We start from the raw sequence: 14,622 nt of genomic DNA, 5'->3' as shown, positions 1-14,622 counted from the left end.
CCTGTACAAAAGAGGGCGTAGTGTTTTGCCGAATCTGGCGTCAGTCAGGAAGTTCCGACGAAGGTCTGCCGAAATTGCCACGAAGTCTTTCCGAAGAACTTACGAAGCGATTTTCCTCAACACGATCAACAGGTTGGATATCACACCCAACGGCGTGGCCAGGCGCTCCGGCAACGCCATGAAGGCAATCGAGCTGCCGTCTTCTTCTGCCAATGCCACATACAACGCGCCGCTGCGCTGATCCACGCTGAAACCATTGATGGTGGTGTACTTGGCCGCATCCATGCAGCGCCCGACACCGCCGCGCAGGTCGCTGTCATAGGTGGCACAGGCGTCGGTGGACGACAGGTAATGCAATTGCCCGCGCGCGCCGGGAGCCCAGCTGCGATAGCGCCAGCGCGATGGCTGCTGCGGATCGACCGGTCGCAAGGTGTCGGCGGCCAGCGACGGGGCGACCTGCCATAGCCCGCCGCCGGTCAGACGCGTCAGCAATACCTGGCCGCTGGCGCGGTCCAGCCGCAGCTGCGAGACGTCCTGCAGCGACGCCAGCGCGCGCCATGGAGCACTGCGTCTGTCGTAGAGCGTGGCAAAGGTGCGCCCGTCATCGGCGGCAGCCACCACCAACAACTGATCGGGATCGGGAACATGGATCGCCTGCAACGGTCGCGGCTGCGGCACCGGGAGCCGCAGCGCCTTGCCGGTACTCGGGGTCACTTCGAACAGTGCCGCATGCCCGTGCGCATCGCTGCCGCTGACCAGCACGTGTTGCGAGTCGGCCGACCAGTCGGCGGCCTGGCGCGCATCCGGCCGCAGGCCTTCGATCAGGCGCACCGAGCCGGGCTTGCCGACATCGCCCCACCACAGGCCGTACGCACCGGAGCGATTGGAGGCAAAGATTAACTGGCGCCCGTCCGGCGCAATCATCGGCTGATCGTCGCGCCCGCTGGAAGGAAACAGCCGGCGGCGAATGTAGCCGCCATTCATGGGGTCGTGAATGACCTGATACACGCCAAATTGCGGTTTGCGCTGCACGAAGACCAGATGACCATGCGCCACATCCGGTGCCTGCGCATCGTCCACACCGAAGTCATGCAGGCTGCGGTCGACCAGATCGAGCCGGTAGAGCCGCGCTTCGCTGTCCACACGACGCCCGAAGATCAGCCCGCTGCCGTCGGGCAACCAGCTCCAGCCACGGATATCGGCGTTGTCGTGGGTCAGCCGCTCGGCGGTTCCGCCGCTTGCCGGAATGCGCCACAGATCGCCAAGCTGCGGATTGCGCAGAAACACGATCCAGTGCCCGTCGGGCGAATAGCGCGGCGTGTAGTCGAAGTCGCTCGGTTGCGCGCTGTAGCGCAGCGGCTGCCATTGGCCGGTTTCCAGATCCAGCCGCCGCATGCGCGGCGACCCGTGCATGCCGGTCATGCTGCCGAACAGCAGGGCACGGCCGTCCGGCGACCAACTGAAACTCAGCATGTCCGCGCCATCGCAGCGCGCCACCTCGCGTGCGGCAGCCGGGCCGTTGGCAGCAGCGATCATGATGCGGCAGCTGCCATCGGGCGCCTGCCGCGAGAAGGCGATCTCGCGCCCATCCGGTGACCAGGCCGGCAGCCGATCGGAAATACCGGCCGCCGGCGTGTCCAGCACGCGCGGGTAGGCGTTGTTGGTGGTCTTGACCAGGATCGAGGTGCCTGCGCGATCGCTGGTCAGCGAGGCATAGGCCACCATCGCCCCGTCCGGCGACAGGCTGGGCATGAGATCGAATCCGCCGCCCGCGGTGATGATCTGGTACGGGCGCTTGGGGCTGCCGAGCACTGCCGAGGCCGCTGCCGCGTCGCGATCCGGCGCGCGCATCCACAGCGTCCGCGCCGCCAGTCCCAGCACCACCAATAAGGCCACGCTGGCCACTGCCAAGGCCATCCATCGGCGCTGCCGCACTGCAGCCGACGCAGGCGGAACCGATGCTGGAGGCTGCCGGGTGACCGGGCTGCGCTCCACTGCAGCAGTCGCGGTGACGCCGGCGGTGCGGTTGCGCTCGCCGGGCTCCTTGTCCGATGCAGTCACCGCCGTCGCGGGCGCGGCAACATCGGCCGGACCGTCCGACGGCTGCTCCCACGCAACCGGGGCCAGCAGCCGATAGCCGGTCTTGGCAATGGTCTCGATATGCTCGAAGCGCTGGCTGCCGTTGCTGGCCAATGCCTTGCGCAGTTGCGTGACCGCCTGGGTCACCACGTCGTTGGTCGGCAAGGTGTCGGGCCAGACCTCGGCCAGCAGTTGCTCGCGCGTCACCACCTGGCCCGGCTGCCGCGCCAGCGTCAGCAATACCGCCAGGGATTTCGGCGCCAGACGCGCGGCGCGCTTGGCGCCGGGCGCATGCACTTCGCGCGAGGCGACGTCGACCACGCATTGGCCGACACGTAACCGGCCCGATGGCAAGGCATTAGCGGGAGTAACACTCATCGGCAAGAAACACGCATCGGCATGCAAGACTACAAAGAACGCAACACGCACTTCGCGCGAAACGCCAAATTCAGCAAAGGACCACAACCAACTGTGTCATGCATCCATTTGGTGCAAATTTTACTCTATGCCTCGTTGCTTCCCTACGACAGGTGGCGACGTCAGGCTCTCTCTCTCTCGCCGACGAATTCAAATAATTACGATGTCCCCTTCGCGCCTCTGGCGCGATTTTTTTATCTGCGATTCAGGAAAATGCCGCGAAATGCTTGCGGGCTGTAACCGCTTGCAACGCAGTCACCGCGCGGCACTTGCGTACCGCGCTGCGATCTGACTAAGCCGAAGCTGAATTTTTCCTAAGCAGCCAGTCGGTCTGCTGCAACGTGACGATGCTGCCGCATGTCACGTGGCGCGATACACCTGCGCGCCTTGCGCCAGAAACTGCGCCGACTTCTCTTCCATTCCCGCCGACAAGGCATGCGCCTCGCCCATACCGTGCTCGGCCGCGTAATCGCGCACGTCCTGGGTGATCTTCATCGAGCAAAAATGCGGCCCGCACATCGAGCAGAAGTGCGCCAGCTTGTGCGCCTCCTTGGGCAGGGTTTCGTCGTGAAACTCCCTGGCCTTTTCCGGATCCAGCCCGAGATGGAACTGGTCGTCCCACCGGAATTCGAAACGCGCCTTGCTCAAGGCGTTGTCACGCACCTGCGCACCGGGATGCCCCTTGGCCAGATCCGCAGCATGTGCGGCGATCTTGTAGGCCATGATGCCGTCGCGTACGTCCTGCCGGTTGGGCAGGCCCAGATGTTCCTTGGGCGTGACATAGCAAAGCATCGCAGTACCGAACCAGCCGATCATCGCCGCACCGATGGCGCTGGTGATGTGGTCGTAGCCGGGCGCGATATCGGTGGTCAGCGGCCCCAGGGTATAGAACGGCGCCTCGCCGCATTCGCGCAGCTGCTTGTCCATGTTTTCCTTGATCAGCTGCATCGGCACGTGCCCCGGACCTTCGATCATGGTCTGCACATCGTGCTTCCAGGCGATCCTGGTCAACTCGCCCAGCGTTTCCAGCTCTCCGAACTGGGCTGCATCGTTGGCATCGGCAATGCAGCCCGGGCGCAGGCCATCGCCCAGCGAAAACGCCACGTCATAGGCTTTCATGATCTGGCAGATGTCTTCGAAGTGCGTGTAGAGGAAGTTTTCCTTGTGATGGGCCAGGCACCACTTGGCCAGGATCGAGCCGCCGCGCGAGACGATGCCGGTGACCCGCTTTGCCGTCAGCGGCACATAGCGCAGCAGCACGCCGGCGTGGATGGTGAAGTAATCCACGCCCTGCTCGGCCTGCTCGATCAAGGTGTCGCGAAAGATCTTCCAGGTAAGCTCTTCCGCACGCCCGTCGACCTTTTCCAGCGCCTGATAGATCGGCACCGTGCCGATCGGCACCGGCGAATTGCGGATGATCCATTCGCGCGTTTCGTGGATGTGCTTGCCGGTGGACAGGTCCATCACCGTGTCGCCGCCCCAGCGGATCGACCACACCAGCTTTTCGACCTCTTCCGCAATGCCGGACGACACCGCACTGTTGCCGATGTTGGCGTTGATCTTGGTCAGGAAATTGCGACCGATGATCATCGGCTCGCTTTCCGGGTGATTGATGTTGTTGGGCAGGATCGCGCGGCCGCGTGCGATTTCGTCACGCACGAATTCCGGTGTGATGCGTTGCTGGATCGCGGCACCGAAGGCTTCGCCCGGATGCTGCTTGCGCAGCATCGCGTCGGCCACCGCTTCCAGGCGCTGGTTTTCGCGGATCGCCACGAACTCCATTTCCGGGGTGATGATGCCGCGCCGCGCGTAATGCATCTGGGTGACATTGGCACCCTCGCGCGCCACGCGTGGCAGGCGCCGCGCAGGAAAGCGCACCGCATCCAGGCGCGCATCGTGCTCGCGGCCGCGGCCGAAGCTGGAACTCAGGCCATCCAGTGCCACGGTATCGCCACGCTCGGCGATCCAGCGCGCGCGCAGCGGCGCCAGACCGACGGCAAGATCGATCGCGGCATGCGGGTCGGTATACGGCCCGGAGGTGTCGTAGACGCTGAGCGGCGCATTGTCCTCGCCACCGAACAGGGTTGGTGTGCGGGTCAATGCAATCTCGCGCATCGGCACCTGCAGGTCGGCGCGCGAACCCTGCACGAAGATCTTGCGGGAGCCTGGAATCGGCTGGGTCACAGCCTCGGACAGCGACTGGGCTTGTTGCTGCAAAACGGTCGGCGCGGCATTCATGGCGTTCGTCCTGTGTGCTGGAAGACCAGCACCCACGGCGCTGGCCCTGCGAAGGATTCGCAGGCGGACGAAGCGGCGGCGCTCAATGGCGATGCGCCCGTACAGGCACGGACCATCGCATCTAACGAAGCTTCCCTACGCCGGTATCAGCCGGATCAGGTTCGAAGGGACTATCTCAACCGCAGCGCACTGCGGTACCCCCACTTCGGCGGCGATTAAACCACATCGCACCCTGCGCGGCTGAAAAAAATATCGCGGGGCGTCGGCAACGCGCCCGCACCGACTGCGCCAGCGGCGCATGCCGTTCTGGGCAGCGAACGCTGCCCACCTGGCAGAGCGTGCAGCAGTAGCCTCGCCTTCCACAGCGACATATGTCTCCGCCTGCCACCGCAGGTCGGCGGTGCACATGCACGGCCTCGCCACGGCATTGCATGGCGCGCCCGCGCACTGTGCGCGACGGAGCGCAACAAGGCGCCGATTGGCGAAAAACGGTGGCGACACCCGCTCGTTAAATTCCCGCTAAGCCTGCGTGTCGTGTCGATGAAGACGTACATGCGCAGGTGCCATCCAACGGGGATCGCGCTGTCGTTCCTCCTCTACCGGGAATCGCCGTACACATGACTATGTCCACGCTCCACCCGACCCTGCGTCGGGGCTCGCTCGCGATCGCCATCGGCCTGTGCATCACCACCAGTGCCGTTGCCCAGGAACAGACCGACAAGAGTCCGACCAATCTGGACAAGATCGAAGTCACCGGCTCGCGCATCCGCTCTGTCGATGTGGAAAATTCGCAACCGGTGCTTGTGCTCACGCGTCAGGACATCGAGAAGCAGGGCCTGACCTCGGTGGCCGACGTGCTCAAGCGCATCCCCTCCAATGGCGCAACGATGAACTCCACCGTCAACAACGGCGGCGACGGCTCGGCCACCGTGAGCCTGCGCAACCTGGGTGCCTCGCGCACCCTGGTCCTGGTCAACGGACGGCGCTGGGTGTCGGGCCTGTCCGGCTCGGTGGATCTCAACACCATCCCGTCGGCCATCGTGGAGCGGGTGGAAGTGCTCAAGGACGGCGCCTCGTCGATCTATGGCTCCGATGCCATCGCCGGTGTGGTCAACATCATCACCCGCAGCGATTTCGATGGTGCCGAAGTCAATGCCTACGTCGGCCAGTACGGCCAGGGCGACGGTCAGCGCACCTCGTTCGATGCCACCGTGGGTGCCACCAGCGAGCGTGGCAACCTGGTGATCGGGCTGTCCAGCGTCAAGGAAGATGCGGTGATGGCAGGCGACCGCGAGATCTCGGCCGAGCCGGTGTATGGCGCAGGGTCGTCGGCATACAGCAGCTACTCGGCAAGTGGCCGTCTGCGTGCAGGTGGCAACAGCGGTGCCTGGACCGTGTTGCCCGGCAGCGCAACCGCCAGCGGCGACAGCAATTATCCGCGCTACGGTCTGGACCAGTACACCGCCTTCAATACCTCCGACTACGGCTACAACTACGCCAAGGACAATTACCTGGTCACGCCGCAGAAGCGCGATGCCTTGTACGTGCAAGGCAACTACGCACTCACCGACAACGTGCGCTTCAAGTTCGATGGGCTCTATAACCGCCGCCAATCGTCGCAGCAGCTGGCCGGCTTTCCGCTGGCCTCGGTCAACACCGGCATCCTGATGAGCGGCGACAGCTACTACAACCCGTACAACAGCGTCTACGGCGGCGACGGACGCGATGTGGGCTGGTCGCATCGGTTGACCGAATTCGCGCGCACCTACCAGCAGGACGTCAAGACCTCGCACGTGTATACCGGGCTGGAAGGCGACTTCCAGTTTGCGGACAGGCAGTTCAGTTGGGATGTGGGCTTTGCGCACAATCAGACCGACCAGACCGAAACCCAGTACGGCGACGTCAATCTGCTCAACCTGGGCAATGCGCTCGGCGCATCCGCCATCGTCAATGGCACCCTGTCGTGCCTGGACAGCGGCGGCGCAGTCATTGCCGGCTGCGTGCCATTCAACCCACTGTCGCCGGCCGGTGGCGTGACTCAGGAGATGCTGGACTACATCCTGTTCACCGCGCACAACACCTATCAGTACAAGAACAGCAGTTTCACCGCCAACCTCACCGGCGATCTGTTCGAGCTTCCTGCCGGCTGGATGAGCTTTGCCGCCGGCGTCGAGCATCGCGAGGAAAGCGGCTTCTCCTCGCCGGATGCGTTGATTTCGGCCGGCTACACCTCGGGCAATTCGTTTACGCCCACCTCCGGCTCGTACACGCTCAACGACTACTACACCGAAGTGGCGATTCCGCTGCTGAAGGATGTGGCCGGTGCGCAATTGCTGGAATTGAGCGCAGCCGTGCGTTACTCGGACTACAACACCTTCGGCAGCACCACCAACAGCAAATTCGGTTTCAAGTGGAAGCCGGTCGCCGACCTGTTGATCCGTGGCAACTACGCTACCGGCTTCCGCGCGCCATCGATCGAAAACCTGTACCTGGGCGCATCGGACAGCTTCGATACCTATTCCGATCCCTGCTCGACCAACAGCACCTCCTACACCGGCGCGATTGCCGCCGCGTGCGCGGCCGGCGGCGTACCGGCCAATTACGTGGCCGAGTACAACAGCGCCAGCGGCAACTCCGGCCAGACCATCTATCCGTTCACCTACACCAGCAACGCCAACCTGCAGCCGGAAAAGTCCAAGAACGCCACGCTCGGTTTCGTCTACAGCCCCGCCTCGGTGCAAGGCCTGGATGTGTCGCTGGACTGGTGGAAGATCAGGATCACCGACGCCATCACCGAATTCAGCGCCAACCAGATCCTGTCGCAGTGTTATCAGTTCAATGTCTCGGCGTTCTGCGACCTGGTCACCCGCGATGCCACCGGCGCCATCACCGGCCTGGTGATCCAGCCGGTGAACGTCGGCGAGCAACGCATGCAGGGCTACGATTTCACCGCGCGCTACAAGCTGCCGCAGACCGCGATCGGCCAGTTCATGCTGACGCTGGATTCGACCTACGTGGCCGTCAACGAGCAGAAGCAGGACGACAATTCGGCCTGGGAAAGCTACAACGGCATCTACCACACCGATAACCCGAACTGGCGCACGCGCGGCACGCTCACCCTGGACTGGAGCTACGGCAACCTGGCCGCCAACTGGGCCGTGCGGTACTACTCGGGCATGAAGGACTATGACTCGGAGCTGGACGACACCGGCAACTATCGCCACGTCGCGGCGACTGCGTTCAACGACATGCAGGTGTCTTACCAGCTGCCGTGGAATGCAACCGTGCGCGTGGGTTTGAACAACGTCTTCGACCGCGACCCGCCGGTGGCGCTCAGCGCTTCTGCCAATTCGTTCGATTCGGCCTATGCCATCCCGGGACGCTACAGCTACCTGCAGTACACCCAGCGCTTCTGATCGCGCGCCCTTGGGCCGCCGGGCCCGCTGGCTGGATACGCCGGTTGTCACAACGGCCTCCCTCGGGAGGTCGTTGTGCATGTGCCAGGGCTGACACGCAGGCGGCCGCCTGGCACGCAGCACGCCAGCGGCGCCATGCAGGGACATTTCCACGGCACATCACCCCGCTAGCCTGCAGTCACTACAACAAGAAACCCGCTCTCTCTCCCTGCCGCCGATCTTCGGCGGCTTTTTTTTTGGACCTACTTGCCACAGCCGTCGCCGGTTCGTTATCGTTCTGTGAAACAGGGGATGGACGACGCAGATGCAGGGGATGCACCGGTTTGGCTGGGCGGCAGTGCTGCTGACGGGAATATTTTCAGGGACCGCGCAGGCCGCCTCTGCGCCGCCTGTCGAGGCATTCGTCGAATCCGGTCCGATCACCTCGCCGGCGATGTCACCCGATGGAAAGCATCTGGCGGTCAGTGCGGATCTGGGCGATGGCAACTACGCGCTGGTGGTCTACCGCATCGCCGGCATGCAATCCACCACGATGCTGCGCTTGCCGCGCTATGAATTGCCGGTGCGCATTGCCTGGGTCAGCGACCGGCGGCTGGTGATCGGCAAGGGGCGCAAACTCGGCTCGCTGGAAGAACCCGTGCCGATGGGCGAGATCATCGCCACCGATCTGGATGGCAGCAATCAGCGCTATGTGTACGGCTACCTGCAAAGCACGCGCAATGCGGGCCTGGAGCGCGGATTCGGCTATATCGAGGGCCTGCCGAGTCGCCGCAACGGGCACTTCTACATGCGGCGTCTGTCACTGGACTCGCGCCACTCGATGCTCTACGACGTCGACGCCAACACCACCACCCATCGCCTGATGGCCGACATCGACGTCCCCGATCTGCGGTTCGTGCTCGACCACGATGGCGTGGCGCACTACGCGTACGGCACCGACGACAACGATAACCCGTTGCTGTTCCGCCGCTCGGGCAATGGCTGGTCGCCAATGACCCAGGTCCAGGCCAGCTGGCGACCGATCGCATTCGCGCGGCAGCCGGGCCGCCTCTATGGCTGGTACAGCGACGCGGGTGGCCCTGCAGTCCTGGTGGCCACCGATCCCGATGGCCAGCAGCGCAGCGTGCTTGCGTCGGACCCGTTCTACAGCGTGGATGACCTGCAGTGGGGTTCGGCGCCGCAAACGCCGTTTGCTGCACGGTTGGGGCCAGGACGGCCGACACTGCGCTATTTCGAGCAGGACACCGCCGAAGCGCAACTGCACCGGAGCCTGAGCCAGACCCTGGCCGGCCAGTACGTGGACTTCATCAATTTCACCGAGGACGGCAATGGCCTGCTGCTGAGGGCCTACAGCGACCGCGATGCCGGAGCCTGGTACATCTTCGACCGGCCGAGCAATACGCTCAAACTCGTCATCAAGGCACGCAATGCATTGCAGGCGGCGCAGATGAGCGAGCGGCGCATGGTGACCTTTCAAGCCAGCGACGGCTTGACCCTGGACGGCGTGCTCACCGTTCCCGGCAACGCCGCAAACGGGGTGCGCATGCCGATGGTCCTGCTGCCGCACGGCGGCCCGCACGCAGATGGCGATGGCTGGGCCTTCGATACCGACGCCCAGTTCCTGGCCAGCCGCGGGTATCTGGTGCTGCAGGTCAACTATCGCGGCGGCCTGGGTCGTGGCAACCGGTTCGAGCGCGCCGGGTATCGCCAGTGGGGCGAACGCATCCAGGACGATCTGATCGACGGCGTACGCTGGGCAGTGGGCCAGGGACTGGCCGATCAGACGCGCATCTGCAGCTACGGCGCCAGTTTCGGCGCGTATGCCGCCATGATGGTGCAGGTCAAGGCGCCGGAGTTGTTCCGCTGCGCGGTCGGTGTGGCCGGCATCTACGATCTGCAGATGATGTACAGCAAGGGCGACATCAATCGCAGCGAGTACGGCCTGAATTATCTGGAGCGCGCCATCGGCCGTGATGCCGCCGAACTGGCCGCGCACTCCCCGGTGATGTTGGCCGAGCGCATCAAGGTGCCGGTGCTGCTCGTGCACGGCGAAGAGGACGAACGCGCCCCGTTTGCACAGGCCAAGAGCCTGCGCGCGGCATTGACGCGCAGCGGCAACGCGCCGCAGTGGATGGCCGTTGCCAAGGAAGGCCACGGTTTCTACAAGGAAGCCAATCAGATCACCTTTTACCGCACCCTCGAACGCTTTCTTGCCGAGCAGTTGGGTGACACCACCACAGCGACGACGTCCAGTGCCGTATCCGCCGCGCCGCAGTGACCACGCAAGCTAGTCCAGCGTATAGCCCACCCGCAAACCACCCCAGTGCTTGCGGCCGACGTAGATCGGGGCCGACAGGTCGAACATGATCTGGCCGGTGTCGCGGCGGTAGACCTGCAGGCGATACGGGTCGGTGTGCGCGCCCACGCTGCGGCCGACGCGGTCGGTGAACTTGCGCTTGGTGCGGTTGCCGACCAGATCGCGCTTGGGATCGCCGGTCAGCGGCTGGGTGAAGCGCAGATTATGCGTGGGCACATAGCCGTCGGGATTGGCGCAGATGGCGAACACGATCCACGGATGCGCATCCAGCAGCGGCTCCTGCAAGGCCGGCAATACCTCGTCGCAAAGCGCATCGAAGTCGGTAGTGAACTTGGCCGGCTCCACGCCGGCAATCGGCGTGTAGGTGCGGGCGAACAGCGCCGCTTCGTCGATCTGGCCGCGTGCGATGGCCTGCGCCAGGGCAGTGCCGATACGAGCGGCGGTCGCCACGGCGAGTTCCTTGACGCGCGCGTGCCGAGGCACTGTCAGCGGGTCGGCCGGCAGACGGAACAGGCCCACGCAATCGCGCAGCGTTTCGGTACCGCGCTCCAGCGCCTCGCTGCGTTCGGCCACGTGCGCGGCATGCTGCAGGTTGCTGCGACCCAGCGCCACCACGCCATCGACGGCACGTTCGATGCCGCGAATCTCGCCGTCCTGCGCCTGGATCCGCCCGGCCACCGTGGTCATCGCGCTGCTGGCCTGGCCGAGCACGCGGGTGATGCCGTCGAGTACCGCTTCGGTGCCGCGCGCGGAGGCCGCACCCTCGCCCACCGCGGCGCTGGTTTCGGCCAGGATCGCGCGCACGTCGCGCGCAGCCGCTGCCGCCCGTTCGGCCAGGCGGCGGATCTCGGTGGCGACCACCGCGAACCCGCGCCCCGCATCGCCGGCATGCGCGGCTTCGATGCCGGCGTTGATCGACAGGATATTGGTCTGGAACGCCACCGAGTCGATGACTTCGATGACCTCGCCGGCACGCGCGGCGCGACGTTCCACTTCGTGCATGGCCTGGCCCAGCGCATGTGCGGCGGCGACGCCCTGACGTGCGCTGTCGTCGGCACTGGCGGCCAGCGCAATCACCTGCGTCAGATCGGCGTTGACGTCCTGCAGGCTCGAAGAGAGCCGCTGCACCGCCGTGCGGGCGCCATCCAGTGCATCGGCCTGCGCCTGCGACTGACGCACCATGCCGTCGTTTTCGGCCACCAGCGGCGGCACTTCGGCGGCGATCTGCACCGACAACGCCACGGCCTGGCGGATCGCTTCGGCCAGATTGCCGAAGCCGGCCTGCAGCCGGCGCCCCATGTCGGTCTCCGCCAGACCGGGCGGCAGCAGCAGTTCCAGTTCGCAACCGGCCAACGCGTTGGCGGTGCGCTCCAGCACGGTGCGGTCTTCGTGTTCGGCCTGCAGGCGCGCCACCAGCGGCTGCAGCAGCGGCGAGATCGGCACCGGCCGGCTGTCGTCGGCCAGGCGGGTGGCTTCGCGCAGCAGGATCGCGGTTTCCACATGCGGCAACGACAGCATCCAGCCACCGTGCTCGCGGTCGCGCACATAGCGCACGCGCCGGGCCGGGTCGTCGCCCGGGGCCGCCCAGACGCCGTCTTCGCCGATCAGATCGGCTGCGGACAATCCCCACAACACCGACGCCGGTGCGCCCTGCAGCTCGCCGGCGGTCTTGCCCAGGACATCCAGGCCTGCGCGGTTGCAGGCCACCACGCAGGCCTCGGCCGATAGCCGCAACAGCGCGACCGGTGCATCGGGGAGCAGCGCCGCATGCGTTTGCGACGGCGGATCGGGCTGTTGCATCGAGCTCATGGGCTTTCCTAATCCATCACCATCATTAGCGGCGCACTGCGGTTGCAATTGAGCGGCGCCACGCACCGCAAGCGCCCGCTCAGTAGCCGGCGGCCTGCCCGTCCTTGCGGCTTTCCGAAGCGCCGTAATACACCCCGCTGGCCGGGTCGCGCGCGATCGCCTGGTACCCGCCATACGGGCCATCGGCAAAGATCACCCGGTGGCCTTTGCGCATCAGCGCGCGAATGGTGTCGTAGGAGAAGCCGGTTTCCAGGTTGACCTCGCCGCCGTCGCTCATCGCGGTGGCCTGGCCGGTCGGCTCGGTGGAGCCTTCATGCTGGATGCGTGGCGCGTCGCCGGCCTCCTGCAAATTCATATGGAAGTCCACCAGGTTCATCACGATCTGCACGTGCCCCTGCGGCTGCATCGCCCCGCCCATCACCCCGAAGCTCAGCCACGGCTTGCCGTCCTTGGTGACGAAGGCGGGAATGATGGTCTGGAACGGCCGCTTGCCCGGCGCGTAGCCGTTGGGGTGATCCTTTTTCAGCACGAACATCTCGCCGCGGTCCTGCAGGATGAAGCCCAGCCCGGGCGGGGCCATGCCGCTGCCCATGCCGCGGTAATTGGACTGGATCAGCGACACCATCATGCCGTCGGCATCGGCCACGGTCATGTAGATGGTGTCGCCTTCTTCCAGCTGCTTGGGCGTGCCCGGCTGCACTTCCTTGAGCGCCTTGTCCATGGAGATCAGCGAACGACGCTGCGCGGCGTAGTCCTTGGAAATCAGCCTGGCCAGCGGCGCCGGCTGGAACGCCGGGTCGGCATAGAAGCGCGCGCGGTCGGCGAAGGCCAGCTTCTTGGCTTCGGTGAACAGGTGCACATGCTCGGCCGAGCCATACGGGATCTTGGAGAAATCGTAGCCCTCCAGGATATTGAGCATCTGCAGTGCGGCGATACCCTGGCTGTTGGGCGGCAACTCCCAGACGTCATAACCACGGTAGTTGGTGGACACCGGCTCCACCCACTCGCCGGTGTGGCTGGCCAGATCCTCGTAACTCAGGTAGCCGCCATTGGCCTTGAAATAGGCGCCGATGGTGCGGGCGATGTCGCCCTTGTAGAACGCATCGCGGCCGCCGTCGGCAATCTGCTGCAAGGTGTTGGCCAGGTTCGGGTTCTTCCACAGCTCGCCCTTGCGCGGGGCATGGCCGTCGATGGTGAACTGCTCCTTGAAGCCTGGGTACTGCGACAGCCGCGGCACCGAGCGGTCCCAGTAATAGGCGATGGTCTCTGCTACCGGATGGCCCTCACGGGCGTAGCGGATCGCCGGGGCCAGGTTCTGCGCCATCGGCTTGCGCCCGAAGCGCTCGTGCAGCGCGAACCAGCCATCCACCGCGCCCGGCACCGAGACCGGCAACGGGCCGGTCGGCGGTATGTCCTTCAGCCCACGGCGCTGGAACTCGGCCAGAGTCAGCGACCTGGGCGAGCGGCCCGAGCCGTTGTAGCCGTAGAGCTTGCTGGTCTTGGGGTCCCAGACGATCGCAAACAGATCCCCGCCGACGCCGTTGCCAGTGGGCTCCATCAGGCCCAGCGCGGCATTGGCAGCAATCGCCGCGTCCACCGCCGAGCCGCCCTCCTTCATCACATCCAGCGCGATCTGGGTGGCCAACGGCTGCGAGGTCGCCGCCATCGCATGCGGGGCGATGACTTCCGAGCGGGTGGCGAACGGCTGCCCGGTGATCCGGTCGGCAGCAGTGAGGGGCGGCGCGAGCAGCGCCAAGGCAGACATCAACAACACAGGTACGCGACGCATGACAGAAGATCCCCGGACACCACAGATAAGTGGCCAACCATACCAGCGGGTCGGGCCGCCTCGCTCGACAAGCGCTGCCTGTCAGCACAAATACCGCGCATTTAGTGACTCGCATCGCCCGTCACCACCCTGCAACGATGCGGTTTCAACAGCAACCATGCTGCTGCCACGCGGTTTCGCGCGGCACAGCGCCGATTGATGCGGCCGTTTCATGCGCAAGGGTTGACACCCCACCTGCAGCGATGGTTATCTCAGTCACATGTCGCACCGCCACACCACCTCGAACGCCCCAGTGTCCGCGCCGATCGGCGCGTCGGCAGCGTCGCTTCTCGTGCTCGTACTTATTACCTCGCCAACCGGTGCGGGACGGGACTTCGTGTAGGCAACAGACACACAAGGCTTCGATCAGACCCCGCACCGGCAACGGCGCGGGGTTTCGCGTTTCAGGGACCACCAAAAGTTTCGAATGACATGAACGACATCACCGACATCGCCACCATCTGCCCTACCCGCGCCGACCACTGCGCTGGTGCAGTGCCTGCGTGGCCGGTGCCGTC

The 14,622-nt window shown here is 65.1% G+C and carries 6 protein-coding genes and 1 riboswitch; of the genes, 2 read left to right on the top strand and 4 right to left on the bottom strand.

What is annotated here, in order from left to right; all coding sequences use genetic code 11:
- Positions 1-99: 99 nt before the first annotated feature.
- Together DYQ94_RS03545 and thiC are read right to left on the bottom strand one after the other, a co-directional pair.
- A complete protein-coding gene (locus DYQ94_RS03545; RefSeq protein WP_126966897.1) occupies positions 100-2,433 on the bottom strand; it encodes a winged helix-turn-helix domain-containing protein in 2,334 nt (777 codons plus the stop codon).
- A gap of 423 nt (positions 2,434-2,856) precedes the next feature.
- The gene (gene thiC / locus DYQ94_RS03540) at positions 2,857-4,734 is read right to left on the bottom strand and encodes a phosphomethylpyrimidine synthase ThiC (RefSeq protein ID WP_126966878.1); all 1,878 of its coding nucleotides are present in this window, start codon (positions 4,732-4,734) and stop codon (positions 2,857-2,859) included.
- Between the two features lie 114 nt (positions 4,735-4,848).
- Positions 4,849-4,946: riboswitch (TPP riboswitch) on the bottom strand.
- Positions 4,947-5,378: 432 nt separating this feature from the next.
- On the opposite strand from thiC, the gene DYQ94_RS03535 reads away from it, so the two are divergent.
- Together DYQ94_RS03535 and DYQ94_RS03530 are read left to right on the top strand one after the other, a co-directional pair.
- The gene (locus DYQ94_RS03535; RefSeq protein ID WP_160955120.1) at positions 5,379-8,150 is read left to right on the top strand and encodes a TonB-dependent receptor; all 2,772 of its coding nucleotides are present in this window, start codon (positions 5,379-5,381) and stop codon (positions 8,148-8,150) included.
- Between the two features lie 304 nt (positions 8,151-8,454).
- Positions 8,455-10,428 carry a prolyl oligopeptidase family serine peptidase gene (locus DYQ94_RS03530; protein ID WP_126966879.1) on the top strand — a complete coding sequence of 658 codons (1,974 nt, stop codon included), beginning with the start codon at positions 8,455-8,457 and terminating at the stop codon, positions 10,426-10,428.
- 9 nt (positions 10,429-10,437) lie between these two features.
- Here the strand turns inward: DYQ94_RS03530 and DYQ94_RS03525 are convergent, their stop codons facing one another.
- Positions 10,438-12,276 (bottom strand): methyl-accepting chemotaxis protein, encoded by a 1,839-nt coding sequence (locus DYQ94_RS03525; RefSeq protein ID WP_160955118.1) that lies wholly within the window; start codon positions 12,274-12,276, stop codon positions 10,438-10,440.
- 79 nt (positions 12,277-12,355) lie between these two features.
- Complete coding sequence (gene ggt, locus DYQ94_RS03520; RefSeq protein ID WP_126966880.1) at positions 12,356-14,065, bottom strand: gamma-glutamyltransferase; 1,710 nt, start codon at positions 14,063-14,065, stop codon at positions 12,356-12,358.
- Positions 14,066-14,622: the final 557 nt, after the last annotated feature.

The organism is Xanthomonas sp. LMG 8993 (assembly GCF_009835065.2).
Lineage (GTDB): Bacteria > Pseudomonadota > Gammaproteobacteria > Xanthomonadales > Xanthomonadaceae > Xanthomonas > Xanthomonas arboricola.
The sequence above is the reverse complement of the archived record's forward strand: the minus strand, read 5'-3'. Positions and strand labels throughout refer to the sequence as shown.